This is a genomic window from Bradyrhizobium sp. 17 (genome assembly GCF_023073515.1).
GTDB lineage: Bacteria > Pseudomonadota > Alphaproteobacteria > Rhizobiales > Xanthobacteraceae > Bradyrhizobium > Bradyrhizobium canariense_D.
The window spans coordinates 118,850-142,743 of record NZ_JADPJQ010000113.1; the positions used below are offsets into that span (position 1 = coordinate 118,850).

The 23,894-nt window shown below is 64.4% G+C and carries 22 protein-coding genes and 1 tRNA gene; 8 read left to right on the forward strand and 15 right to left on the reverse strand.

The window, feature by feature from the left end; genetic code table 11:
• Positions 1-132: 132 nt before the first annotated feature.
• Positions 133-2,115 (forward strand): carbohydrate porin, encoded by a 1,983-nt coding sequence (locus tag IVB13_RS23205; protein WP_026233943.1) that lies wholly within the window; start codon positions 133-135, stop codon positions 2,113-2,115.
• Between the two features lie 19 nt (positions 2,116-2,134).
• Here IVB13_RS23205 and IVB13_RS23210 read toward each other — a convergent pair whose 3' ends face one another.
• The gene (locus tag IVB13_RS23210; protein WP_018460091.1) at positions 2,135-4,210 is read right to left on the reverse strand and encodes a HAMP domain-containing methyl-accepting chemotaxis protein; all 2,076 of its coding nucleotides are present in this window, start codon (positions 4,208-4,210) and stop codon (positions 2,135-2,137) included.
• Between the two features lie 237 nt (positions 4,211-4,447).
• Here IVB13_RS23210 and IVB13_RS23215 point away from each other — a divergent pair, with 237 nt between their 5' ends.
• Positions 4,448-5,743, forward strand: a complete 1,296-nt coding sequence (locus IVB13_RS23215; protein ID WP_085349708.1) for a hemolysin family protein — start codon at positions 4,448-4,450, stop codon at positions 5,741-5,743.
• 212 nt (positions 5,744-5,955) lie between these two features.
• Here IVB13_RS23215 and IVB13_RS23220 read toward each other — a convergent pair whose 3' ends face one another.
• The 3 genes from IVB13_RS23220 to IVB13_RS23230 all read right to left on the reverse strand — a co-directional run bounded on the left by IVB13_RS23220 (position 5,956) and on the right by IVB13_RS23230 (position 8,998).
• Positions 5,956-6,198, reverse strand: coding sequence for a PilZ domain-containing protein (locus IVB13_RS23220; protein ID WP_018460093.1), 243 nt, complete (start codon positions 6,196-6,198; stop codon positions 5,956-5,958).
• Between the two features lie 98 nt (positions 6,199-6,296).
• Positions 6,297-8,006 (reverse strand): FMN-binding glutamate synthase family protein, encoded by a 1,710-nt coding sequence (locus IVB13_RS23225; protein WP_198957634.1) that lies wholly within the window; start codon positions 8,004-8,006, stop codon positions 6,297-6,299.
• 218 nt (positions 8,007-8,224) lie between these two features.
• Entirely contained in the window at positions 8,225-8,998 is a 774-nt protein-coding gene (locus IVB13_RS23230; RefSeq protein WP_018460095.1) for a ferredoxin--NADP reductase, read from the reverse strand.
• A gap of 400 nt (positions 8,999-9,398) precedes the next feature.
• Between IVB13_RS23230 and IVB13_RS23235 the strand changes: the two genes are divergently transcribed.
• Entirely contained in the window at positions 9,399-10,202 is an 804-nt protein-coding gene (locus IVB13_RS23235) for a RimK-like protein (RefSeq protein WP_018460096.1), read from the forward strand.
• Positions 10,203-10,223: 21 nt separating this feature from the next.
• Here the strand turns inward: IVB13_RS23235 and IVB13_RS23240 are convergent, their stop codons facing one another.
• The 8 genes from IVB13_RS23240 to IVB13_RS23275 form a co-directional block, all read right to left on the reverse strand.
• Complete coding sequence (locus tag IVB13_RS23240; RefSeq protein ID WP_018460097.1) at positions 10,224-11,072, reverse strand: amidohydrolase family protein; 849 nt, start codon at positions 11,070-11,072, stop codon at positions 10,224-10,226.
• Between the two features lie 3 nt (positions 11,073-11,075).
• Complete coding sequence (locus IVB13_RS23245; protein ID WP_247490669.1) at positions 11,076-12,053, reverse strand: aldo/keto reductase; 978 nt, start codon at positions 12,051-12,053, stop codon at positions 11,076-11,078.
• A 103-nt stretch (positions 12,054-12,156) separates the two neighbouring features.
• The gene (locus IVB13_RS23250; protein ID WP_247490671.1) at positions 12,157-13,089 is read right to left on the reverse strand and encodes a sugar-binding protein; all 933 of its coding nucleotides are present in this window, start codon (positions 13,087-13,089) and stop codon (positions 12,157-12,159) included.
• A 94-nt stretch (positions 13,090-13,183) separates the two neighbouring features.
• Positions 13,184-14,266: an ABC transporter permease gene (locus IVB13_RS23255; RefSeq protein ID WP_018460100.1), complete on the reverse strand. Its 1,083-nt coding sequence runs from the start codon at positions 14,264-14,266 to the stop codon at positions 13,184-13,186.
• On the reverse strand, positions 14,266-15,024 hold the full coding sequence (locus IVB13_RS23260) for an ATP-binding cassette domain-containing protein (RefSeq protein WP_007597833.1): 759 nt from the start codon (positions 15,022-15,024) through the stop codon (positions 14,266-14,268). Before IVB13_RS23260 ends, IVB13_RS23255 begins: the two co-directional genes overlap by 1 nt.
• Positions 15,025-15,036: 12 nt before the next feature.
• Positions 15,037-16,359, reverse strand: a complete 1,323-nt coding sequence (gene xylA, locus IVB13_RS23265) for a xylose isomerase (protein WP_026233946.1) — start codon at positions 16,357-16,359, stop codon at positions 15,037-15,039.
• The gene (xylB, locus tag IVB13_RS23270; protein WP_018460102.1) at positions 16,360-17,814 is read right to left on the reverse strand and encodes a xylulokinase; all 1,455 of its coding nucleotides are present in this window, start codon (positions 17,812-17,814) and stop codon (positions 16,360-16,362) included. It abuts the gene before it with no gap.
• Between the two features lie 82 nt (positions 17,815-17,896).
• Positions 17,897-18,955, reverse strand: coding sequence for a LacI family DNA-binding transcriptional regulator (locus IVB13_RS23275; protein ID WP_247490673.1), 1,059 nt, complete (start codon positions 18,953-18,955; stop codon positions 17,897-17,899).
• A 111-nt stretch (positions 18,956-19,066) separates the two neighbouring features.
• On the opposite strand from IVB13_RS23275, the gene IVB13_RS23280 reads away from it, so the two are divergent.
• Complete coding sequence (locus tag IVB13_RS23280; RefSeq protein ID WP_018460104.1) at positions 19,067-19,594, forward strand: DUF1003 domain-containing protein; 528 nt, start codon at positions 19,067-19,069, stop codon at positions 19,592-19,594.
• A gap of 1 nt (position 19,595) precedes the next feature.
• Here IVB13_RS23280 and IVB13_RS23285 read toward each other — a convergent pair whose 3' ends face one another.
• Together IVB13_RS23285 and IVB13_RS23290 are read right to left on the reverse strand one after the other, a co-directional pair.
• Positions 19,596-20,063, reverse strand: a complete 468-nt coding sequence (locus IVB13_RS23285; protein WP_085384941.1) for a GNAT family N-acetyltransferase — start codon at positions 20,061-20,063, stop codon at positions 19,596-19,598.
• A gap of 10 nt (positions 20,064-20,073) precedes the next feature.
• Positions 20,074-20,655, reverse strand: coding sequence for an XRE family transcriptional regulator (locus IVB13_RS23290; protein WP_247490675.1), 582 nt, complete (start codon positions 20,653-20,655; stop codon positions 20,074-20,076).
• A 188-nt stretch (positions 20,656-20,843) separates the two neighbouring features.
• Between IVB13_RS23290 and IVB13_RS23295 the strand changes: the two genes are divergently transcribed.
• Positions 20,844-21,836, forward strand: a complete 993-nt coding sequence (locus tag IVB13_RS23295) for an alpha/beta hydrolase (RefSeq protein ID WP_018460107.1) — start codon at positions 20,844-20,846, stop codon at positions 21,834-21,836.
• A 4-nt stretch (positions 21,837-21,840) separates the two neighbouring features.
• On the opposite strand, the gene IVB13_RS23300 is transcribed toward IVB13_RS23295, so the two are convergent.
• Positions 21,841-21,914: transfer RNA gene (locus IVB13_RS23300), tRNA-Gly, on the reverse strand.
• A 342-nt stretch (positions 21,915-22,256) separates the two neighbouring features.
• Here IVB13_RS23300 and IVB13_RS23305 point away from each other — a divergent pair.
• The 3 genes from IVB13_RS23305 to IVB13_RS23315 all read left to right on the forward strand — a co-directional run bounded on the left by IVB13_RS23305 (position 22,257) and on the right by IVB13_RS23315 (position 23,782).
• Positions 22,257-22,448, forward strand: a complete 192-nt coding sequence (locus IVB13_RS23305; protein WP_247490677.1) for a hypothetical protein — start codon at positions 22,257-22,259, stop codon at positions 22,446-22,448.
• A gap of 12 nt (positions 22,449-22,460) precedes the next feature.
• Entirely contained in the window at positions 22,461-23,468 is a 1,008-nt protein-coding gene (locus IVB13_RS23310) for a hypothetical protein (protein ID WP_247490679.1), read from the forward strand.
• A gap of 95 nt (positions 23,469-23,563) precedes the next feature.
• Entirely contained in the window at positions 23,564-23,782 is a 219-nt protein-coding gene (locus IVB13_RS23315) for a hypothetical protein (RefSeq protein WP_247490681.1), read from the forward strand.
• The last annotated feature ends 112 nt before the right edge of the window (positions 23,783-23,894 follow it).

Below are 23,894 nucleotides of genomic sequence, written 5' to 3' on the forward strand. Positions count from 1 at the left end.
CATCTCGACCGATCGCGGAGCACCTAATCCTGATGACAGGGTCGCCGCGAATCGGCAGGGATAGTGCGGCGAGTGGACACACTCGCTTTGGGGGCGTGCGTTTTGACGTTGAGGGGTCACCGTTACAGGTATTTGCGAACGGCCGCGGCGATTGCCACGGGCGTCTTGACTTTGCCCGCCAGCAGCCGCGCGGCTGATCTGCCGCTGAAGGCACCGGCGCTGAAGGCCGTCTATGACTGGACCGGCCTCTACATCGGTGCGCATGCCGGCTACAGCCTCGGCTCGTCGCGCTTCGCGCTGAACGACGGCACAGGCATTAGCGACAGCGGCGTCTTCAGCGGCATGATCGGCGGCGTGCAGGCCGGCTACAATTACCGGCTCAATTCCGGCTGGCTCCTCGGCGTCGAAGGCGATTTTTCGTTTCCGAACTACATCACTTCCAACTCGATCGTGTCCTTCCTGGCGACACCCGCCAACACCGTCACGCAGCAATGGGACTACACTGCGAGCCTGCGCGGCCGCGTCGGCTACACCAGCGGTCCCTGGCTGGTCTACGCCACCGGCGGCTTTGCATGGATGGGCGAGCGCTATTTCGACACGCCGGCCGCAGGCGAAGCAGTCCCGAAAATCCTGAACACGCGGCCCGGCTGGATCGCGGGTGCCGGCATCGAATACGGCTTTGCGCCGCATTGGAGCGCACGGCTCGAATATCTCTATAGCCGCTTCGACGGCGCCAATGTCGCCTTCTCCACAGGTGCCCAATACAATTCGTCGTCGCTCGACTTCCAAACGATCCGGCTCGGCCTCAACCGCAAGGTCGATTGGCCGGGCATGCCGGGCTACAATCCCAAGAGCTTGGGGATCGGCTCGCTAATCGACACCGAATCGGATCGCTGGGAGATCCACGGCCAGAGCACTTATCTGCCGCAAGGCTACCCGTCGTTCCCCGCCCTCTACACCGGGCCGAATTCGCTCTCGCCATCAAGGCAGGCCAAGGCGACCTGGAGCAACAGCCTGTTCCTGAACGCAAAGCTGTGGGACGGCGGCGAGGTCTACTACAATCCCGAACTGCTGCAGGGATTTGGATTGAACGACACGGTCGGCGCGGCCGGTTTCCCCAACGGCGAGGCGCAGAAGTCGAACTTCCCCTATCCGCACTACAACACATCGCGCCTGTTCGTGCGCCAGACATTCGGCTTTGGCGGCGAGCAGGAAGAGCTCGCGAGCGGCCAGTTGCAGCTCGGACAGAAGGTCGACGTATCCAGGCTCACGGTGCAGGCCGGCAAATTCCCCGTGATCGACGTGTTCGACGGCAACGCCTACGCCAAGGACACCCGCAAGGACTTCATGAACTGGTCGCTGTGGGCGCCAGGCGCCTTCGACTATTCAGCCGACAAGGTCGGCCTCACCTACGGCGTCACCGCCGAGCTGAACCAGAAGCAGTGGGCGCTGCGCGGCGGCTACTTCCTGATGGTCGCCGAGTCCAATTCGAATCATTTCGACACCAGGGTCGGCGAGCGCGGCCAGTACGTGCTCGAGCTCGAAACGCGCTTCTCGCTCCTTGGCCAACCCGGCAAGCTCAGGACCATCGGCTGGCTCGACAGCGCCAATATGGGCAGCTTCCGCGAGACGCTGGACAATCCCGCGCTCAACCTTGACATCGCGCAGACCCGACGCGGCCGTCTGAAGTATGGCTACGTGCTCAACCTCGAGCAGGCGATCACCGACGATGTCGGTCTGTTCAGCCGCTGGAGCTGGAACGACGGCAAGACCGAGACGCTGGCCTTCACCGACATTCACCGCAGCCTGTCGGCGGGATTGTCGATCAAGGGCACGAAATGGGGCCGGCCGGATGACGTGATCGGCGTCGGCGGCGCCATCAATGCCATCTCGCAGGATTATCGCGACTTCCTGGCCGCCGGCGGCCTCGGTGTTCTCATCGGCGACGGCGCGCTCAACTACCGCCGCGAGCGCATCCTCGAAACCTATTACGCCTACGCGCTGAACAAGAGTCTCACCCTCACCGCCGACTACCAGCTGATCGTCAACCCCGCCTACAACGCCGATCGCGGCCCGGTGTCGGTATTTTCCGGGCGGCTACACGGCGAGTTCTGAGCGCTTCCGGCTACGTGACTTACGCAGCCCGGATCGCGTCCAGGAACTTCCCGACCTCGACCTTGAGGCGGCCGCTCTCGCCGGACAGCGACTTCGCTGACGCGAGCACGGTGGAGGAGGCCGATCCGGTCTGGCTCGCGCCGCGCTGCACGTCGACGATGCTGGCGGAGACCTGTTGGGTGCCGCATGCCGCCTGCTGCACGTTGCGGGAAATCTCCCGCGTCGCCGCGCCTTGCTGCTCGACCGCGGAGGCGATCGCCGATGCGATCTCGGACATGCGGGTGATGGTGTCGCCGATCGACTTGATGGCGCCGACGGAATCCTGCGTCGCGCTCTGGATTCCCGTGATCTGCTGGCTGATCTCGCCGGTGGCCTTGGCGGTCTGCTCGGCGAGCGCCTTGACCTCGGAGGCGACCACGGCGAAGCCGCGCCCGGCCTCGCCGGCGCGCGCCGCCTCGATCGTTGCATTGAGCGCCAGAAGATTGGTCTGGCCCGCGATCTGGCTGATGAGCTCGACCACGTCGCCGATCCGGCCGGCCGCCTTGGCGAGTTCGCCGACATAGTCGTTGGTACGCGCAGCCTGCTGCACCGCTTCGCCGGCCACCCGCGCGGAGTCCTGGACCTGCCGGCTGATCTCGTCGACCGAGGACGCCATTTCCTCCGCGGCCGCGGCGACGGTCTGCACGTTGCTGGAGGCCTGCTCGGAGGCGGCCGCAACGGTCGCGGTGACCTTTTCCGATTGATCGGCGGTGCTCGTCAGCGTTCCCGCCGACACTTCCAGCTCCGACGATGCCGACGACACGGTGTTGATGACGTCGCCGATCAACGCTTCGAAATCGCGTGCGATCTGGTCCATGCGCTGGCTGCGCCGGAGCTTCGCCTCGGCTTCCACCGCGGCGGCCTCATCGGCGGCCTTCTTGGCGGAGAGCGAATCTTTGAAGTGCTGGAGCGAGCCCGCCACCTGGCTGATCTCGTCATTGCGGCCGGTCACGGGAATCTCGACCTCGTGCTGCCCGGCGGCAAGAGTTGCGATCACGTCCGCGAGCCGGCTGAGCGGCGTCACCACGCGCCTGCGCAACATCATCGTCACGCCACCGAGTGTCCCCAGCAGCGCCAGCACCGCCACGCCCGCGAGCGCGAGCATCGCCAGCGCGCCGTCGCGCGCGGCCGAGGCGCGCTCGGCAGCTTCCGCCAGCGCGGCATCGCGGACGCCGTAGAACATCTGGATGGCGGGGACGATGATGTTGGCCAGCTCTTCGGCATTGATGCCGTACTTGCCGTCGCCACGCGCCGCGAGCATCTCCTTGTCCACGGCAGCGGCTGCTTTCCCGAAATAGGAATCCGTCGCCGCCTTCAGCGCGGTGGCGATCCGGGGCGGGCTTCCGAGCTGGTCGATGCCGGCCTCGATGCGCTCGCGGTCGGCCTCGACACGTCCCTGCATCCGATCCATCAGCGACAATTCGGCCGCCGTGAGCGGTCGGCGAGCGCTCAGCGCCGGCGACAGCGTGGCGGCGCGGCTGCCGGCCGAGACGCGCAGATCCTGCGCCGTTCGCGCCAGGCTCAACAGCGCCGCAAGCGAGGAATCGGCATTGATGACCTTGGCTTCAAGCCGGTTCATGATCGGCTCGATATTGCCGATGACCTCGGCAACGCCTGGAAGGAAGCCCTTGATTACAGCGCCGTCGCGCGTCGCCAGGGGCACGCTCATCGCGCGATCTGCCGCCGTGATGATATCCTTGAGCCGCCGCGCAGTACGGTCCAGGTTTTCGATCATCGCTCCGGAATCATCCAGCACCATGATGGCGCGCCTTGCCCCCTCGAACGCGCCATCGACCGCTTTCGCCGCCTTTGCGGCGGCTTCGATCTGGACCTGCGTCGCAGAATTCTCCTGGAAGATCGGGGAAATGTAGGGAGCACGAAGGCCGGCAACGTGCTGACTGACCATCAGGGTCGCACCGAAGGCCTCGACCGTCTTGATCGCATCGGAGCGGTTCGTGAAGATGCGCGCCTGGGGTATCAGCACCTCGGCGCCAAGGATGACTGCAAACACCGTCACCGTCAGCATCGACAGCGCAAAGAGCTTCCCGATCCGCATTCTGATCCCCGAATACATTCCTGCAAATGCCGAGACCTAGCTGGTGGCCGCTAAGAGCCCGTTAAGCAACGGCATGCCCGTAGTTCCGCGGGGTATTGGGGAGTGCCTTCGGGGACGGGGTCGCCGAAGTTCCTTCGCGATGCCCGATGGGACAGAATCATCGGCATTTCTTCCTCGAATACCTATATCAAGACCTGTGCGGCCATCCGCGCCACACTCCCTTACCTCGGAACATCAATGCTCTCCGCCGAACTCGCCATCGTCGTCGTCCTGATCGTCATCAACGGCTTGCTGTCCATGTCCGAGTTGGCCGTGGTCTCGTCGCGCCCGGCCCGGCTGTCGATGCTCGCCGCCAAGGGCGTCCGCGGCGCCGAGCGGGCGCTGACGCTCGCGGCCGATCCCGGCAAATTCCTCTCGACGGTGCAGATCGGGATCACGCTGGTCGGCGTGCTCTCCGGCGCGTTCTCGGGCGCGACGCTCGGACAGCGGCTGACGCAATGGCTGCTCGAGCTCGGCCTGTCCGCAGGAATTGCCGACATCGTCGGAGTGGGGCTGGTCGTCACGCTCATCACCTACGCCACCCTGATCGTCGGCGAGCTGGTGCCGAAGCAGGTGGCGCTGCGCGACCCCGAGAGCATCGCGGTCAGGGTTGCACCCGCGATGCACGTGCTTGCGAAGGTCTCGCTGCCGCTGGTCTTCCTGCTCGATCTCTCCGGCAAGCTGATCCTCACGCTGCTCGGCCATGGCGGCAAGTCTGAAGAAAAAGTGTCAGAAGATGAGATCCATCATCTCGTCAGCGAAGCCGAAAACGCAGGCGTGCTCGAGTCAGGTGAAAAGGAGATGATCGCGGGCGTGATGCGGCTCGGCGACCGGCCGGTCGGCGCGATTATGACGCCGCGCACGGAGGTCAACGAGATCGACCTGAACGATACGCCGGAAAGCATTCAAGCGACCATCGCCAAGAGTCCGCATTCGCGCTTTCCGGTGTCCGACGGCGACCGCGACAAGCCGATTGGCGTGCTTCAAGCCAAGGACCTGCTGGTGGCCTTCATGAACGAGCGCACGCCGGATTTGCGCGTGCTGGTCCGCGAGGCGCCCGGCATTCCCGCCTCGGCCGATGCCCGCGACGTGCTGGCGATCCTGAAGGCTGCACCGGTGCATGTCGGCCTCGTCTACGACGAATACGGCGCCTTCGAAGGCATCGTGACGACGGCTGACATTCTGGAATCCATTGTCGGTGCCTTCCATTCCGAGGAAGGCCCGCCGGAACCGGCCTACGTCAAGCGCGCGGACGATTCGCTGCTGGTCTCAGGCTGGATGCCGGTCGACGAATTCGGCGAGCTGCTCGGCATCGAACTGCCGCCGCACCGCTACAACACCGTCGCCGGCCTCGTGCTGCAACAGTTCAACGTGCTGCCTGATGTCGGCGACGCCTTCGACTTTGGCGATTGGCACATCGAGGTGGTCGATCTCGACGGGCGGAGGATCGACAAGATTCTGGCGAGCCGGCGGAGCGAAGTAGAGACGGGGTGAGCCACTCTCGTCGTCCCGGAAGCGCAGCGAAGCGGAGCGCAGATCCGGGACCCATAGCCACAGGATTGAGCTTGGCGAAGACTGGTAGTTGCGCGGTGCTGCTGTCTGCGCATGATCGACAGATCACGCGGTATGGGTCCCGGATCTGCGCTGGCGCTTGTCCGGGACGACGGCGGAGTTTGTGGTTAGAGCTTGCGCCAAACTCTAGACCCTCACCCGAACCTCACCCCGATCCGCTTTTCCTTGCGCCAGATCACGGTGCAGGCGAGATGTTTTCCGTCGGCCCGCACAAGCAGGCTGAAATGGTCGGGGATGCCGACGGGACTGCTGACGTCGAGCGCGGCGCCGGTATCTGACAGGTTGCGGATAGTGCAGTCGATCGCGCCGCCGCCGCCGAACTCGATCGTTCCGGCCTTCAGCACGCGATGCCTTGCCTTGTCGCGCCGCTCGTCCATGGGAACAATCTACACCCAAAGTTGAATCAAACGTTAAACGCACCCCCCTCGCGATGCTTTTGCGCGCGCGGCCGCGGCCCTGCAAGTGGACCGGCGTCCTACAGCGCCGGCTGGAACGTCTCCGTCCGTGCCATCCGCCAGGCGTCCCGGAAGCGTGGGTCTTCGGTGCCTTCGAGCAGTTCGCCCGGACGCAGCGACGGATAAAGCTGCGCGAAGGATTTCACGTCCGTCGTCGAGGTGCGCTGGGAGAAGTGGATCGGGCGCAGCTGCTGCGGATGTTCGAGACCGGCCGCGGCGATCAGCTCGGTCAGCGAGTGCAGCGTCGCCAGGTGATAATTGTGCACGCGGTCGATCTTGAGCGGCACATAGAGTGCGCGCGCCCGCGTCGGGTCCTGCGTCGCGACGCCGGTCGGGCAGCGGTCGGTGTGGCAGCTCAGCGACTGGATGCAGCCGAGCGAGAACATGAAGCCGCGCGCCGAATTGCAGTAGTCCGCGCCGATCGCCATGGCGCGCGCCATGTCGAACGCGGTGGCTATCTTGCCGGAGGCGCCGATCTTGATGCGGTCGCGCGCGTTGATGCCGATCAGCGCGTTGTGGACGAAACTGACGCCCTCGCGCATCGGCATGCCCAGATGGTCCATGAACTCCAGCGGCGCGGCGCCGGTGCCACCCTCGTTGCCGTCGACAACGATGAAGTCGGGATAGATGCCGGTCTCGATCATCGCCTTGCAGATCGCCAGGAATTCCCACGGATGACCGATGCACAGCTTGAAGCCCGTCGGCTTGCCGCCGGAGAGCTTTCGCATCTCGCCGATGAACTTCATCATGCCGACAGGCGTCGAGAAGGCGCGATGCGAGGCCGGCGAGATGCAATCCTCGCCCATGGCGACCCCGCGGATCTTGGAAATCTCCTCCGAGACTTTCGCCGCCGGCAGCACGCCGCCATGACCGGGCTTGGCGCCCTGGCTGATCTTGAGCTCGACCATCTTGATCTGGTCCTGGGTCGCGACGCGCGCGAAGGCTTCGGGATCGAAGGCGCCGTCGAGATGACGACAGCCGAAATAGCCCGAACCGATCTCCCAGATGATGTCGCCGCCCATCTCCGCGTGATAGGGGCTGAAGCCGCCCTCGCCGGTGTCGTGCGCGAAGCCGCCCTTCTTGGCGCCGGCATTCAGCGCGCGCACGGCGTTCGGGCTGAGCGCGCCAAAACTCATGGCGGAAATGTTGAATACCGAAGCCGAATACGGCTTGGCGCAATCCGGGCCGCCGATAGTGACGCGGAATTTCTCCTCGGCATGCGTCTTCGGCGAGACCGAGTGATGCATCCACTCATAACCCTGGCGGTAGACGTCCTCCTGGGTACCGAACGGACGCTTGTCGAGCTGCATCTTGGCGCGCTGATAGACCACCGCACGGATGTCGCGCGAGAACGGCATGCCGTCCTTCTCGCTCTCGAAGAAATACTGCCGCATCTCCGGGCGTATCTCTTCGAGCAAAAAACGGATATGGGCCGAGATCGGGTAGTTGCGCAGAACGGCGTGGCCCTTCTGCATGAGGTCGCGGACGCCAAGCGCCGTCAGCGCGCCGAAGATCAGGATCGGGATCAGCAGAATGTCGAAGATCTTGCCATCGGCAAATCCGATGCCGGTCAGCAGCGCAGTGACCACCGCGCAGATCGTCAGGACGATGAAGCGCGGAGAGAATGGCAGCAGCAGGGTTTCCATGATCCCCTCTTCCGCCAGCGGCAGCCGTTTGACCGACGGGTTGGGCGATTCCTGCGTTTTGTTCTCGTCGGCCACGATTCCCATCCTCTCGCCAGCATGAGGCGGTACGATACGCCCGCGCCTGTCATACGGATATGACGCGGCGGTTGTTTCACGCTAGCGAATTCGGCGGGGACAAATCAATCAGCCCGATGGGCGGGCTGCTGCGGTGCAGCAGGGCTCGGGAGGGACGGGCATTAACCGGTCAAGGCGCTTTACTCAGGCAAGCGTCCTGGCTTTTGCCAGGACGAGACCGAGAGGGCCTACCGCTCGACGAACGCCTTTTCGATCACGAAATGGCCGGGCTTGTTGCCCGAGCCCTCGACGAAGTCGCGGCCTTCGAACATCAGTTTCAGCTCTTCGAGCATCGCCGGGCTGCCGCACATCATGATGCGGTCGGTCGCGATGTCGAGCGGACCCTGGCCGATGTCGTTGAAGATCTGCTCGGAGCTGATGAGGTCGGTGATGCGGCCGCGATTCTTGAACGGCTCGCGGGTCACGGTCGGGTAGTAGATGAGCTTGTCCGCGAGCAACTCCCCGAACAGTTCGTCCTCGCGAAGACCGGCGACGAGCTTCTCGCCATAGGCGAGCTCGGAGACCTGGCGGCAGCCGTGCACCAGCACGATGCTGTCGAACTGGTCGTAAACCTCGGGATCCTTGATCAGGCTGGCGAAGGGCGCGAGGCCGGTGCCGGTCGAGAGCAGCAGCAGCCGCTTGCCGGGAATGAGATTGTCCGTGATCAGCGTGCCGGTCGCCTTGCGGCCGACCAGGATGGTGTCGCCTTCCTTGATCTTCTGGAGACGCGACGTCAGCGGGCCGTCCTGAACCTTGATCGAGAAGAACTCGAGCTCTTCCTCGTGATTAGCGCTCGCCATGCTGTAGGCGCGGAGCAGCGGGCGGCCCTCAACCTCGAGGCCGATCATCGCGAACTGGCCGTTCTGGAAGCGGAAGCCGGAATCGCGGGTTGCGCGAAAGCTGAACAGGGTGTCGGTCCAGTGCTGGACGGAAAGAACCTTCTCTCGGTAAAACGCGCTCATGATTTTCGATATTCCGAATAATTGCGGTTTTAGGGCAAAAGCGTTGCCCGGCCCCTGAAAGCGGAGCGGACACCATTGCCATGGCGGAGGATTTCGCGAGTGTGATCTACGCCATTGAGACCAATAATCAACCTCGTTCCGGATGCAATTGATGCCGGTCAAACCGGCATTTGCGGCGGAAATGGTCACATCATTAATGGATCTGCTGTCCAGCGCATTCGGAAGGCAATTTCTTTTCCCTCCCAGGCTCGAATACAGCACTTAATTTCCGTAGCGCTCGCGAGAATTTCATTAAGAATAGCTCTGATTTCACCCCCGTTTAGCGTCGTTTCCCCGATTTTTGCGGCTTTTGGCGCCAAGATCGACCGGAACTGGCGACTAGGACCGGCGACAGAGACAGATGGCGAGCGGCGAGCGGATCTTCGTGCAGGCGATCAAGCGCTATTGCGTAACCCATGGCATCGCGCTCGATGTCCGCGCCGATGGCTGGCTGCTCGCGATGCGCCGGGGCGAGCAGCGCCACTTCGCGTTCGGCTACGACATCGGCCTCAACAGCGCCATCGCGCACCGCCTGGCCAATGACAAATCGGCCACCGCCGAGGTGCTGGCGCTCGAGGGCGTGCCCTGCATTCCCCATCGCCTGTTCCTCAATCCGAAGTTGGGCGAGAAGGTTGTCGGCGTTGGCTGGCGAGAGGCAATGCTGGCGCTGCTTGGCGACAATCCGCAAGGCGTGGTGGTGAAGCCGAACGAGGGGACGTCGGGACGATCCGTCTTCAGGGTCACGACGGAAACAGAGCTCGATCATGCGGTTGGCGAAGCCTTTTCGATGAGCGCCGGACTCGTGATCTCACCCTATGCCGTGATCGAGGACGAAGTACGCGTGGTCCTGCTCGATGATGTGCCACTCGTCGTCTACAGCAAGCAGCGTGGCTCGGGTTGGCGGCACAATCTCGATGCGGGCGCGAAGCCCGTGCTGATGCAGGACGGCGATCTTCGCACAGCCTGCGCAAAGCTCGCCATCAACGCCGCCAAGGCCATCGGCATCACCTTCGCCTCGATCGACCTCGTGCACGTCGACGGCGTCTGGCGCGTGCTCGAGATCAATTCCGGCGTGATGATGGAGGCGCTGGCGAAGCTGCATCCGGAGCTGGTGCAGACGACGTACGATGCGGCGCTGGATCGGGTGTTTGGGGACAAACACTGAGCGACACGCGCGCTGGCGGCTTCAACCAATCGCCAACCGATACGCAGCCTTCGCATTCACGCCGAACGCCTTCTCCCGCACCTGCGGCCCGAGCTTCATCAGGCAGGCCCCCAGCGCGCCCGTGATCTCACCATAGCTCCCCGCGAGCAAACATACCGGCCAGTCCGAGCCGAACATCAGGCGATCCTCGCCGAAGCATGTCGCGGCGTGCGCGACGAACGGAAACAGCCGTTCCGCATTCCAGTCGCTCCACACCGCTTCCGTCGCCAGCCCCGAGACCTTGCACCAGACATTGCCGCAGGCCGCGAGTGCCGCGATGCCGTTGGACCATCCAGTGCTTCCGCCATCGGCGATCGGCGGCTTGGCTGCGTGGTCGAGCACGAAGCGCGCCTGCGGGAACGCTTGCGCGGTTGCGATCGCGGCCGGCAGCTCGCGGGTGCGGACCAGGAAATCGTAGGCGAGATCGTGCGCGAACACGGCCGTGAGGCCGCGCTGAACGTCCTCGCGCAACAACCAATCCGAGTCGGCCTCGTCATGGACCTGGTGGCGGATGCCGACCAGCTTGTCGCCGCCGGGCGAAGCACGCAACTGCTCCAGCGTATCGCCAAGTGCAGCGTCGGTCAGATCGGCCCAGCCGACGACGCCGATCACCGAGGGCGTCGCATGCGCGATCCGCAGGAATTCCTCGGTCTCAGCCAGCGCGGAGCGGCACTGCACCAGGATGCTCGCGTCGATGCCGTTCGCGCTCAAAAGCGGCGCGAGATCGGCCGGACCGAAGGCACGCCGGATCGGCGTGAGCTCGGGCGCGTCCATCCAGGGATAGTCGGCGCGCGCCGGATCCCAGAAATGCTGGTGAGCGTCGACGATCATGCCTTACGCTCCGGCCGGCAATGGCGCGCGGGCGTCGACGAGTTTTCGCCCACGCAGCTCCTGCCAGAACGCCGCCGGCACCGCCATCTCCGACATCGCGATGTTGTCGGCAATTTCCGCGGCGTTGCGCGCGCCCGTCACGGCGACCGTGACTGCCGGATGGGCCATGCAGAACTGCAGCGCGGCGGCTTTCAGCTCGGTGCCGTGCTTGCGGCAGAGCTCGTCGAGCGTGAGCGCGCGGGCGACGAGTGCCGCATCGGCATCCTGATAATTGAACTTCGCGCCCGTGTGCGGATTGGCCAGGATGCCGCTGTTGTAGATGCCGCCGAGCAGGATGCCGATATTCTTCGCCGCGCAGACCGGGAACAGCGCATCCAGCGCGCCCTGGTCGAGCAGCGTGTAGCGGCCGGCGAGCAGGAAGCAGTCGACCGGAACGGCCTCTGCAAACCGGACCAGCATGTCCGACTGGTTCATGCCGGCACCGATCGCCTTGACGGTACCGTCCCCGCGCAGGCGCTGGAGCGCGCGGAAGGCGCCGGCGACGGCGTCGTCATAGTGATCGTCGGGATCATGCACGAGCAGGACATCGACGCGGTCGAGCCCAAGCCGCGCCAGGCTTTCCTCCACCGACCGCATCACGCCGTCATAACTGAAATCGAACACCGGCCGCTCGCGCGACGTGCCCTTGTAATGCTCGTCCTCGGCGGCAGCGCCATCGGGCGCACGCAGTAGACGGCCGACCTTGGTCGAGATCGCGTAGGAGTCACGGGGTTGTTGCCGCAGGAATGCGCCAAGGCATCGCTCCGCGAGGCCAAAGCCGTAGAGCGGCGCGGTGTCGAAGAAGCGGATTCCGAGCGACCAGGCGCTTGCGATGGTCGCTTCCGCATCGGCATCGCTGACGGGGGTGAACAATCCGCCGAGCGGGGCAGAACCGAGGCCGAATGAGGTGACATCGAGCGAGCCGAGCCGCGACCTTTTCATTCCCATTGCCTCAACAGTCCTCCCCAACAGCCAAAATCATCTCTCCCGCTTGCGAAAATCGCAAGCGGGAGAGGCACGCAGGAGCGTGGGGCTGGCGACGCTCCTACTTCAACATCTGCGCAACGTTGTCCTTGGTCACGAGATCGAGGCCGGTATAAACGATCTCCGGCACCTTCTCGCCCCTCTTGATGGCGAGCAGCGTGTCCATCGCCTTCTCGCCCATCTCGAACGGACGCTGGCCGACCAGCGCATTGGCGTAGCCATCGCGCAACAGCTCGAGCTGCATCTTCAGCGTATCGGCCACGACAAGCGTGAACTTGCCGGAATCGATATCCTTCTTGTACCTGGACGCGAAGGCCTTGAAGCCTTTGGGGGCGAACATCGGCCAGCCGCCGATGGGAACGATTGCGGCGAGGTCGGGCGTCGCGGTACGCATGTCAGTCATCTGCTGAACCGCCAGCGCGGGATCGTCGTTGCAGAACGTTGGAGAGCCCGCGACCTCGGTCCATTTCGAGCCCTTCAGCGCCTCGCGCACGCCGTCAACGCGTTCGGCGAGGTTCTTGGCGCCGGGACCACCCGAAACCATGGCGTATTTGCCGCCGTCGGGCCGCAGCTTCAGGAGCTCCTTGCCGAGGGCGACGCCGAACTCCTTGTTGTTGGTGCCGATATAGGCGATGCGCTTGGCGCGGGGCGCATCGGCGTCGAAGGTGATGACAGGGATGCCGGCCGCGGTCGCCGCGTCGATCGACTTGGTCATCGCCGCGACGTCGGCAACCGAGATGGCGAGGCCGTCGACCTTCTGGGTGACGAAGTCCTGGATGATCTGGGCCTGCGTCGCCGGCTCGTGCTCGACCGGCCCCTTGTAGATGCACTCGATATTGCCGAGCTCCTTGGCACGCTTCAGGCAGCCGTCGCGCGCGAAGTCGAAGAACGGATTGTTCATCGCCTTGGGCACGATCACGAACCGGTAGTTTGCGGCAAACGCCGGCGTAGCCATCATCGCCACCGCGATGCCGGCAAGTAGAAATTTCCTCATCGTCTCCTCCACCCTTCTTTGGCGCCTGTCCTCTCAAGATCGTCCGGGAAGTGGACAGGCGGCATTTTCGTTGCCGTCCCGGAACGACGTCGTTTCAGATCATCCGCGAGCGGATGCGGTCGACCAATACGGCCAGGATGATGATCACGCCCACCAGCGTCTGCTGCCAGTAGGAGCTGACCTGGGCGAGCACGAGGCCGTTGCGGATCACCTCGAGCAGCACGCAGCCGACGATGGCGCCGAGTGGACCACCGATGCCGCCGGCGAGATTGGCACCGCCGATGACGGCCGCAGCGATCACGTTGAGCTCGTAGGACGTCGCCATGTTGGCCGGCGCCGATCCGAGCCAGCCCGAGATGATGATGCCCTGGAGGCCTGCGGCGAGCGCGCAGATCACATAAACCTCGATCTTCACCCGCACGACCGGGATGCCGGTGAGTTCGGCCGCCTTCTCGTTACCGCCGAGCGCGAACACGTGACGGCCGAACGAGCTGTGGTGCAGCACCACGGCCATCGCCAGCGCGAGGACGATCAGATAAATGAATGGCACGGGCACGCCGAGCACGTCGCCGGAGGTGAGCGCGTAGAAATAACCGGCATCCGGCCCACCGGGAAAGCTGCCCCGTCCGTTGGAGACGACATAGCCGAGCCCGCGCACGATCGAGAGCATGCCGAGGGTGGTGACGAACGGCGACAGGCCGAGCACCGCGATACAGAAGCCGTTGACGAGGCCGGCGAGCAGCGCGACGCCGAGGCCGGCGAGGAGCGAGACCACCAGGATCAGGCCAGGGACATTGGCGAGCACGGTCTTGCCGTCGGCCGCCATGTGCACGAACAGGGATCCCGCCGGCGAGCCGGGCGCCGACAGCTCGGTCATCACCATCGAGGTGATCATGGCGGAGAAGCACATCATCGAGCCGACCGACAGATCGATGCCGCCGGTGATGATCACGAAGGTGACGCCGAGGGTAGCGATAGCGATGAAGGAGAAATTCTTCGCCACGTTCTGCATGTTGCCCTCGGTGAAGAAGTACGGGCTGGCGAAATGCATGACCACCAGCAGCACCGCCAGCGCGAGCAGGACATAGCCGGTCTGGGACGCGAAAATGCCGCGCTGCCACCATCTAATCTTGCCGATGTTCGAGAAGGTGATCGGAGATTCCATGGGCATGGCCATCACGCCGCCTCCTTCGCGCCGGTGATCAGGGCGGTGACTTCCTCGGGGGAGGTCTGGTGGATGGGCTTGTCGGCCCGCTTTTCGCCGCGGCGCATGACGATGACGCGATCGCACACCGCGAACACGTCGGGCATGCGGTGCGAGATCAGCATCACGGCAACGCCCTGCTCCTTCAGCCGGTGAATCAGGCCGAGCACCTGCTCGACCTGGCGGACCGAGATCGCGGCCGTCGGCTCGTCCATCATCACCAGCTTCGCGTTGGAGAGCCGCGTCCGCGCGATCGCAACCGCCTGGCGCTGGCCGCCCGACATCTGCTTGACGAGATCGTCGGGGCGCGTCTCCGAGCGCAGCTCGCCGAACAGCTCCAGCGCACGCGCCGCCATTGCCTTGTGGTCGAGCAACGCGAACGGCCCGATCCTGCGCTTCAGCTCGCGCCCGAGAAACACGTTGGCCGCTGCGGTGAGATTGTCGGCGAGCGCAAGGTCCTGATAGACCACCTCGATGCCGACGCCGCGGGCATCGACGGGCCGGTTGAAATGGACGGCGCTGCCGGCGAAGCGGATTTCGCCGTGGCTGGGGCGGAAATTGCCGGCGATGATCTTGACCAGCGTCGACTTGCCCGCGCCGTTGTCGCCCATCAGGCCGACGACTTCGCCGGGGAGGACCTGCATGTCGACATCATGCAGCGCGCGGATCGCGCCGAACTCCTTGCCGATGCCGGTCAGCTCGAGGACCGGTGTCGCTTGTGCATTTGTCATCAGCGGCCTTCCTCAGACGTAGCGGTTGACGAGGGATTCCAGATATTCCTGCCGGCCCGAGCGCGGCTGCGGGTCAAAGCCCGGGCCGTGCGCGCGGTCGGCAAGTTCGGCAAGCGAGCGCTGGCCGCCGAGAATGGCGCGGCCTTCAGGCCCGGCCCATCCCTCGTAGCGTTTCGCGAGCGGCCCAGTGAGCACGCCGGCGTCGAGCATGTCCGCAGCGGCGAGCAACGCCCGCGCGCAGGCATCCATCGAGCCGACATGGGCATGGATCAGATCGTCGGGATCGATCGACTGGCGGCGGATCTTGGCGTCGAAATTGAGCCCGCCGGAGCTGAAGCCACCGCGGCTCAGGAGCTCGTGGAACACCAGGGCAAGCTCGGGCACGTTCATCGCGAACTGGTCAGTGTCCCAGCCGAGCAGATCGTCGCCGCGGTTGATGTCGAGCGAGCCGAACACACCCAGCGCCTCCGCCAGCGCGACCTCGTGATGGAAGGAGTGGCCGGCGAGGATGGCGTGGTTCTGCTCGATGTTGAGCTTGACGTCCTTCAGCAGGTCGTAACGCGCGAGGAAGCCGTAGCAGGTGGCGACGTCGAAATCATATTGGTGCTTGGTCGGCTCCTTCGGCTTCGGCTCGATCAGGATCGGTCCCTTGAAGCCGATCTTGTGCTTGTGCTCGACCACCAGCGAGACGAAGCGGCCGAGCTGGTCGAGCTCGCGCTTGAGATCGGTGTTGAGCAGCGTCTCGTAGCCCTCGCGCCCGCCCCACAGCACGTAGTTCTGGCCGCCGAGCCTGTGCGTCACCTCCAGCGCGGCGCGGACCTGGCCGGCGGCATAGGTGAATATCTCCGGGTCTGGATTGGTGGCCGCGCCCGCCATGTAGCGGCGATGCGTGAACAAATTGGCGGTGCCCCAGAGCAGGCGCACCTTGCTTGCGGCCATCTTCGCTTCGAACAGATCGGCGATGGCATTGAGGTTGGCAACAGATTCGCCAAGCGAGTTGCCTTCCGGCGCCGCATCGACGTCGTGGAAGGTGAAGAAGGGCACGTCGAGCAGGCGAAACAGCTCGAAGGCGACGTCGGCCTTCGCGCGCGCCTGCGCCATCGCATCGGCGCCGTGATGCCAGGGCCGCAGGAACGTCTCGCCGCCAAAGGGATCGCCGCCGGGCCAGCACAACGAGTGCCAATAGCAGACCGCAAAGCGCAGATGGTCTTCCATCCTGCGGCCATGGACGAGGCGGTCCTTGTCGTACCAGCGGAAGGCAGGCGTGTTGCCGGCATCTCCGCCGGCGAAGGCGACAGGTACGCTTGTATCGAAGAATTTCACTGACGCAGTCACTCAGGCACACTCCTTCAACGCGGGATAAAGTTCGCGCCAGCGGCGATAGGCCTCGTCATAGGCCGCGCTGACCGATGCGCGAGGCGTAAAGCTCGCGAGCCGCCGCGGACGGGTGCAAACCGCAGCCGCGTCTTCGCCGGTGGCGGCGAGCCGTCCGAGCCTGGCGGCGCCGAGCGCCGCTCCGACCTCGCCCTCCTCGACGCGGTGGACGGGGATGCCGAGCACATCGGCGCAGATCTGCGCCCACAGCGGCGAGCGCGAGCCGCCGCCGACGAGATCAACCTCGGGAAGCGGCCCGCCCGCCGCGCTCAGTGCCGCCAGATTGTCGCGCGCAGCGAAGGCGACGCCTTCGAGGACGGCCTGAACGATCTGGGAGCGCCCGGTCGCACCGCGCAGGCCGACGAAGGCACCGCTGGCGGCGGCATCGTTGTGCGGCGTGCGCTCGCCGTCGAGATAAGGCAGGAATTTGACCGGACTCGGTCCATCGACGCGCTCGCCGAGCGGCGCCAGCAGCGCTGGCGCCGGCGTCTCCATCACGCCCGCGAGCCAGGCCAGCGAAGCCGCCGCCGACAGCATCACGCCCATCTGATGCCAGCGGCCGGGCAGCGCGTGACAGAACGCATGGACCGCCGCGGCCGGCGCCGGTGCAAACCGATCGGTGACGCGGAACACCACGCCGGATGTGCCAAGCGACAGAAACGCATCGCCCGGCGCGATGGCGCCGAGCCCGATCGCGCTCGCGGCATTATCGCCGGCGCCGCCGGCGACCACGACATCCCTAGTCATGCCCCAGCGTTGAGCGTAGTCCGGCGCGAGCGTCGCGCTGACGTCGCTGCCCTCGACCAGGCGTGGCATGTGATGGAGATCGAGCCCGGTGGCATGCAGCAGCAGGGGCGACCAGCGGCGCAGACCGACGTCGAGCCATAGCGTGCCGGCCGCGTCCGACATGTCCTCGACCATCTCGCCGGTCAGGCGATAGCGGACATAGGCCTTCGGCAGCAGCACCTTTGCGACGCGCGCGAAGATTTTCGGCTCGTGCCTGGCGACCCAGAGCAGCTTCGGGGCGGTGAAGCCGGGCATGGCCAGATTGCCGGCGATCGTATGCAACGACGGGCAGCGCCGCTCCAGCGCGACGCATTCGGCATGCGAGCGACCGTCGTTCCAGAGGATCGCGGGACGCAGCGGCGCTCCGTCCTCGTCCAGCAGCGTCGCGCCATGCATCTGGCCGGATAGTCCGATGCCGCGCACCCGCGCGACCTCGCGGGGATGGCGGGCGGCAAGATCGTCGACCGCGCCGACCGCCGCATCGACCCAGGCATCGGGATCCTGCTCGGACCACAGCAGCGCCGGATGCGACAGCGCAAGCTCGCGCGCCGCCGTCGCGACAACAGCGCCGGCTTCGCTGACGAGCACCGCTTTCACACCCGATGTGCCGATGTCGATTCCGAGATACACGCCGTCCTCCCTTTCGCCTGTTGCGGTGCGCGAACTCAAAGTCGCCTTACCCGCAACGGGTCGTTTTGAATTCCACCTGCCGCTAAGGCAGATTGTCCCGCATCACGATGTCGATCCTGATCTTCTCCTGTTCGCGCAAGATCGGCTCGCCACGGGCGAGCGCGAGCAGCACACGTACGGCGGCGCGCGCTTCATGTCCGGGGTTCTGCGAAATCGCGGCATGCATCACGCCCTGCAGCAGCAGCCGACGCGTCAACGCGGTGAGGTCGTGTCCGACGAACACCGCCTGCTTGTCGCGACTGGCATCGCTCAACGCCTTTTCATTCAACGCGTTGGCGACGCCTTGCGTACCGGCGCCGACATTATAAAGACCCACGATGTCGGCATGCCGGCTCAACAGCCGCGTCAACACCTGCTCCGAACGCGCGTCCTCGTCGCGCCCTTCGAGCACCGGCAGCACGGTGAGGCCGGGGAATTCCGACGCCATCACCTGGTTGAAGCCAAAAATGCGCTCGGCATGATCGCGCAGGCCCTGCGAGCCCGCGACGATCGCGACCTTGCCGGACTTTTGTCCGACCAGCCGCCCGACCAGCGCGCCGGCAGTCCGCCCCGCAGCAATGTTGTCGATGCCGACATAATGGTGCCGGCGCGACGACGGCACGTCCGAGACCAGCGTCACGACCTTGGCGCCGGCATCGACGAGATCGTCGATCGCGGCGCGGACCCTGGGATGATCCAGCGCCACCACAGCGACACCGTCGTAATCATCCGAGAGCCCTTCCAGGGATGCCGCGAGCATGGACGGATCGAACACGTCGGTCGCGACGGTCTCGACGCCAAGGCGGCGGGACGACAACCAGCCCGACATCTCGCCGAGATAATCCTGGATCTGCTGCATGAACGGGTTCGGCCCCGACGGCATCACGAAGGCGAAACGGCGGGCGCGGCCGCGGGCGAGCTCGGCGGCGGCCACGTGCGGCTGGAACGAATTGCGCTCGATCGCCTCCTTGACGCGCCGGACCGTATCCGGCCGCACGCCCGCCCGATTGTGCAGGACGCGGTCCACCGTCGCGAGGCTGACGCCGGCCTGGCGGGCGATGTCCTTCAGCGTCAGCGCGGTCGTGGTGAGCGTCTCGGCCATGGCTGAAGGCTAGCAGAGGTGTTTTGAGGTACGCAACTCATTTTGAGAGGCGGCAGCATTTTCCCGCAGCTCAGCCCAGGAACAGCCTTTCCCGTCCGCCGTTGCCGCCCTGTGCATAACGATATCACCCATGATCCGGGCGAGGGATTGAGCCCGACGCTCGAGCGCAACATCCAGGCTCTGGTCGAGCGCCGCCGCCGGGAGCAGCGCGCTGCCAAGGGTCAGGAAAAGCTTGCCGATGCGATCACGGCGTTCACCGGCAGCATGGCGTTCGTCTATCTCCATGTCGCTGTGTTCGGCTTCTGGATCATCGCCAATCTGCATTGGCTGCCGGGAATCCCGGCCTGGGACGAGAGCTTCGTAGTGCTGGCGATGATTGCTTCGGTCGAGGCGATCTTCCTGTCGACATTCGTGCTGATCTCGCAGAACCGCATGAGTGCAGCAGCGGACAAGCGCGCCGATCTCGATCTCCAGATCAGCCTTCTCGCCGAGCACGAATTGACCAAGGTTGCCCGCCTCCTTACGCAGATCGCCGAGCGGCTCGATGTCCAGCCCGACTCGAAACGGGATCTGGAGGAGGCAAGCCGCGACATCGCTCCCGAGCGCGTGCTCGACAGGATCGAGGAGACGCGCTCCTGAGCTATCGGCTGGCCGACAGGTCGAGGGTCAGGAACAGGCTGTTGGGATCCTCGACATAGCCCTCGAACGGGCCGCAGAGGACAAAGCCATGCGCCCGGTAGAGCGCGAGCGCCGGCTTGAAATAGTCCCACGAGCCGGTCTCGAGGCTGAGCCGCGCCATGCCGCGCGCGCGGGCTTCTGTGACGATGTGGCGGAGCATCTCACCGCCAAAGCCGCGCCGCCGCGTGGTCTGGAGCGTGTGCATCGACTTCACCTCGCCGTGCTCGGCTGACAGCGTCTTCAGCGCACCGACGGCGACCAGCGTCTCGCCGTCCCAGCCGGTCCAGAACGCGATGTCGGGCGCGCGCAGTCCGGAGAGATCGAGCGCATGGGCGCTGCCCGGCGCGGTCTGCGCCCGCGCCGCCGTGACGTGATGATCGAGCAGCGCGATGACGCGCGGATCAAAGGTGTCGCCGGTGCGGATCTGCATCGTCACGGTCTCACATCTTGCCGTAGGACGCGCCGCGGCGCGTGATGATGACGTAGCGCGCGTCCTGTCTGGTCTCGTTCTCGAAGATCACCGCGCGCATCACATCGAAGTCGAGACAGTCGCCTTCGCGCAGGCGAACCGCCTTGGCGTCGATGTGCACGGCGATCGCGCCCTCCAGCATCAGGAGCTGCTGGGTGAAGGCATTGCGGCCCCAAGGGCTGTATGGCACCCGCGCACCGGCCGGCAAATCGACGACGATGATCTCGATGCCGCTCGCCGCGTCCGTGGGCGACGCGTGACGGCGGCGATAGCCGCTGTCGGGATCGCGCCAGTGCGGCTGGTCGGCGAGCCGCACCAGCCGCTCCGGCGGCTTTTCGGCCAGCGCGACGACGTCGCTGAGCGACACGTCGAGCGCGGCGCAGAGTTTTCCCAGCAGCGCAGCCGTCGCGCTGCTCTGCGCCCGCTCCACCCGCCCGATCATCGCTCGGCTGACGCCGGCGCGGCCTGCGAGCTCATTCAGCGTCATGCCGGCCTGCGTCCGCAGCGTCTTCAAGCGACGACCGATCGCGCGATCGAGTTTCTGCTGGTCCATTTTCTTTACAGGTCCTGGTCTCTGATCCGAACATTGCCGACACGAGGACCGCACCCATCAGGGCCGCGAGAAGCTTAAGCTGGGCGATGCGTGCGTGCCGGAAGCGAGGGGCCAATATATTAGAAACTTTGCGGAGCCTATAGGGCCGACTAGGATAGACCCAACGACGATGACCGGGAGGCGGCGACATGGGCGAACCGACGCAGCGGACGATCAAGGCCAACGGCATCAGCCTCAACGTCGCCGAGCAGGGCAAGGGGCCGATGGTGCTGCTCTGCCACGGCTTTCCGGAAGGTTGGTACTCCTGGCGTCACCAACTCGAGGCGCTGGGGGCAGCCGGTTTCCACGCGGTCGCCCCTGACATGCGCGGCTACGGCAAGAGCGACCGGCCCGAAGCGATCGACCAGTACACGATCCTCCACATGGTCGGCGACCTCGTCGGCGTGCTCGACGCTTTCGAGGCGAAGGACGCCGTCATCGTCGGGCACGACTGGGGCGCGACGATCGCCTGGCACACGGCGCGCCTGCGGCCCGACCGCTTCCGCGCCGCCGCCATTCTTAGCGTGCCCTATCGACCACGCAGTCCGGTGCGGCCGACGAGCGTAATGCCACAGACGGCGGATGCGCAGTTCTATCAACTGTATTTCCAGGAGCCGGGTGTCGCCGAAGCAGAATTCGAAAGGGATACGCGCGCAACGCTCGGCGCGATGCTCTATGGCGGTTCCGGCGAAGGCGCGGCGGTGATCCGCGCCAATGCCGAGCGTCAAGGGCGGACCGCCGGTGTCGGCATGGTCTCTCGCAAGGACGGCATGCTGCCGAAGGTGCAGGTGCCGCTGCCGTCGTGGCTGAGCAGCGCGGACCTCGACTATTACGGCGCCGAATTTGCCCATAGTGGGTTTCGCGGACCGCTCAACTACTATCGCAACATCGATCGCAACTGGGAGCTGATGGGCGCCTTCGAGGGCGTCAAGGTGGTCGTGCCCTCGCTCTTCATCGCCGGCGACTACGACATGGTCATGGCCTTCCCTGGCGCCGCCGAGCACGTTGCCAACATGAAGCAATGGGTGCCGCAATTACGCGAGATCAAGATGCTACCGGGGTGCGGACACTGGACGCAGCAGGAACGGCCGGCGGAGGTGAACGCGGCGATCGTGGAATTTCTGCGGAGCCTGCCGAACTAAAGGATGGAGCGGGCGAAGGGAATCGAACCCTCGTATGCAGCTTGGGAAGCTGCCGTTCTACCATTGAACTACGCCCGCAAATCTCTATTAAATCAAGTGTTTAGTCGGATTCGCGATTTTCGACCATGTGGCCATCGTGTGGCCGCTAATCTACCCTCACCATACAGGCGCGAGGAGTTCGATCAAGGGCTGGCGCGTGCGCCGCCGTGATCGAATTCTGTGGGACGCAAGCAATCGACAGGGTCACGCAGCTCCCAGCAGGGAACGGTCCGTTGTTATGAGCGTTCATTCCCTCCGCGAAGAAATGCTTGCGGGGGTGTTGCGAATGTGCAACGGAACACAATATTTCATTTACCGACTTAAGTCACTCTAGGGGAGTGCAACCCGAGATGGTAACCAGACCGAACCCGGGGGAATTTCATGTTTGAAGCCATTACCGTTGCAAGCATAGCTGGCGGCGTCTTAGGCGCGGTGGCCGGGGGGATTTTCCTTGGTTCCCGCTATGTGGACGCAAAGCTTCATTATGATGAGTCTAAAATCAATTTGGATCGACCGGTGCTCGCGCCGCAGTTCAGGCGCGGCAAGATTTCTGGAGAACATCGCGCCGCTTAAGGGCGGGCGTCGGTGAATCTACCAACGAGGATCAAATCCGGCGCTAAAACTTTGGCCACCGACGCGTTCTCGGAAGGCTGGAAGTATGTGCGCAGTCTTCTTCTCGCTGCTGCGGGCGTGTACGCGCTGTCCGCTGTGCAAAACTTCTACAGTCTGGACCATGTTCCAACACATGATGAAGCGGTAGCGCTCCTCTGGAAATCTGCCAAGGGAATGCCGGCCCTTGTGCAAGATTGGCTGATTTCAAAACCGTACGATGCTGTCGTCGACCATCCTCTCCTGTCGACAGTGATCCTCCTGTTGGTTGTCGTCACGGTCGTCCTCGGGTTCTTACTGTCGCGTGCTCATTCGATTTTGAATCTGCAAAGTTCCATTCTCAGTGGCGCGGATGCAAACTATGCACTTGTAACTCAGGCCGGGATTGAAGGCCGCTTCCCACACGCCAAGCAGAATGAAGAGGGCGCCCCATGGAAATCCCTCTGCGAGGAAATCCTTAGCCCTGAAAATAAGTTCGTCTACATCCTCGGAGCGAATGGTATCGATACGTTCGGAAGGCCGGGTGCTCCCCTGCACGACGCTCTCCAGAACTTCCGCGGCAACATTCGAGTAATTCTGTGCCAACCAGGCAGCAAGCAGATGAAGGGGCGAGCCGCAGCCGTTGGCATCAATTCAAACGACTATGAGAAAGCTATCAAAGAATCAGTCAAGCGACTGAGGACCCTTCGCAACCAAGCCTATTCTGTCGAGGGGCGCTACTATGAGGGACAGCCCAATTGGAAGCTGATCATCACAAACTCGACAGTTTGGGTGCAGTACTATTTACCGGGTGGACCTCACGTGGATCAGACCCCAGTCTGGCTCGTCTCTGTTACGCCAAACGCGGATGGCTTCTATCACCTGTTCCATTTGGAATTTAATCGCATCTGGGAGCGATGCATCGCAAATCCCATCGCCCTAAATCAGAGCCCAACAACCAAGATGGTCTCAACAACCACGGCCAAGGCGTGGAAGCCAAAATAGCAGCGGTGCAGAGTAGAGCAGCTCAACATTTGCATCCCTTGACTCCACCCCGGCCCGCTCTAGGCTTGGCGAGCATGAGGGAAACGGATAGAGCGGTGCGCGAGCGCCGCATTCAACAGATCGCAATCGAGATCGAGCGACAGGGCGGCGACAGCGACGCCTTCGCCGCGCAATACCTTCGCGCCATGATCGTCCAATCGCCGCGCCAAGGTGAGCGAACCATTCGTGCGCTCGCTGATGAGATTGACGCGTGGCGAAGAGCGCGCCGCACCGCGCGCCGCTTGTTTTCGAACTGGGCACCGGTCAAACGCTGAATGCTTCGGTTGGCCATCATTCCTGCATTGGCGATTGCGCTCGCGGGCTCCGGTGCCGCCGATATGCTAACCTATTCTCATCAATTAACCTTGGCTCCGACTAGGTGCAACA

Excerpts from the sequence above, each read along its gene's own strand:
- IVB13_RS23255 (WP_018460100.1), bottom strand. The coding sequence starts at position 14,266 with ATGGCCATGCCCATGGAATCTCCGATCACCTTCTCGAACATCGGCAAG.
- IVB13_RS23225 (WP_198957634.1), bottom strand. The coding sequence starts at position 8,006 with ATGGGAATCGTGGCCGACGAGAACAAAACGCAGGAATCGCCCAACCCG.
- IVB13_RS23250 (WP_247490671.1), bottom strand. The coding sequence starts at position 13,089 with ATGAGGAAATTTCTACTTGCCGGCATCGCGGTGGCGATGATGGCTACG.
- IVB13_RS23245 (WP_247490669.1), bottom strand. The coding sequence starts at position 12,053 with ATGAAAAGGTCGCGGCTCGGCTCGCTCGATGTCACCTCATTCGGCCTC.
- IVB13_RS23295 (WP_018460107.1), top strand. The coding sequence starts at position 20,844 with ATGGGCGAACCGACGCAGCGGACGATCAAGGCCAACGGCATCAGCCTC.
- IVB13_RS23285 (WP_085384941.1), bottom strand. The coding sequence starts at position 20,063 with ATGCAGATCCGCACCGGCGACACCTTTGATCCGCGCGTCATCGCGCTG.
- IVB13_RS23215 (WP_085349708.1), top strand. The coding sequence starts at position 4,448 with ATGCTCTCCGCCGAACTCGCCATCGTCGTCGTCCTGATCGTCATCAAC.
- IVB13_RS23260 (WP_007597833.1), bottom strand. The coding sequence starts at position 15,024 with ATGACAAATGCACAAGCGACACCGGTCCTCGAGCTGACCGGCATCGGC.
- IVB13_RS23305 (WP_247490677.1), top strand. The coding sequence starts at position 22,257 with ATGTTTGAAGCCATTACCGTTGCAAGCATAGCTGGCGGCGTCTTAGGC.
- IVB13_RS23210 (WP_018460091.1), bottom strand. The coding sequence starts at position 4,210 with ATGCGGATCGGGAAGCTCTTTGCGCTGTCGATGCTGACGGTGACGGTG.
- IVB13_RS23220 (WP_018460093.1), bottom strand. The coding sequence starts at position 6,198 with ATGGACGAGCGGCGCGACAAGGCAAGGCATCGCGTGCTGAAGGCCGGA.
- IVB13_RS23275 (WP_247490673.1), bottom strand. The coding sequence starts at position 18,955 with ATGGCCGAGACGCTCACCACGACCGCGCTGACGCTGAAGGACATCGCC.
- IVB13_RS23230 (WP_018460095.1), bottom strand. The coding sequence starts at position 8,998 with ATGAGCGCGTTTTACCGAGAGAAGGTTCTTTCCGTCCAGCACTGGACC.
- IVB13_RS23290 (WP_247490675.1), bottom strand. The coding sequence starts at position 20,655 with ATGGACCAGCAGAAACTCGATCGCGCGATCGGTCGTCGCTTGAAGACG.
- IVB13_RS23235 (WP_018460096.1), top strand. The coding sequence starts at position 9,399 with ATGGCGAGCGGCGAGCGGATCTTCGTGCAGGCGATCAAGCGCTATTGC.
- IVB13_RS23240 (WP_018460097.1), bottom strand. The coding sequence starts at position 11,072 with ATGATCGTCGACGCTCACCAGCATTTCTGGGATCCGGCGCGCGCCGAC.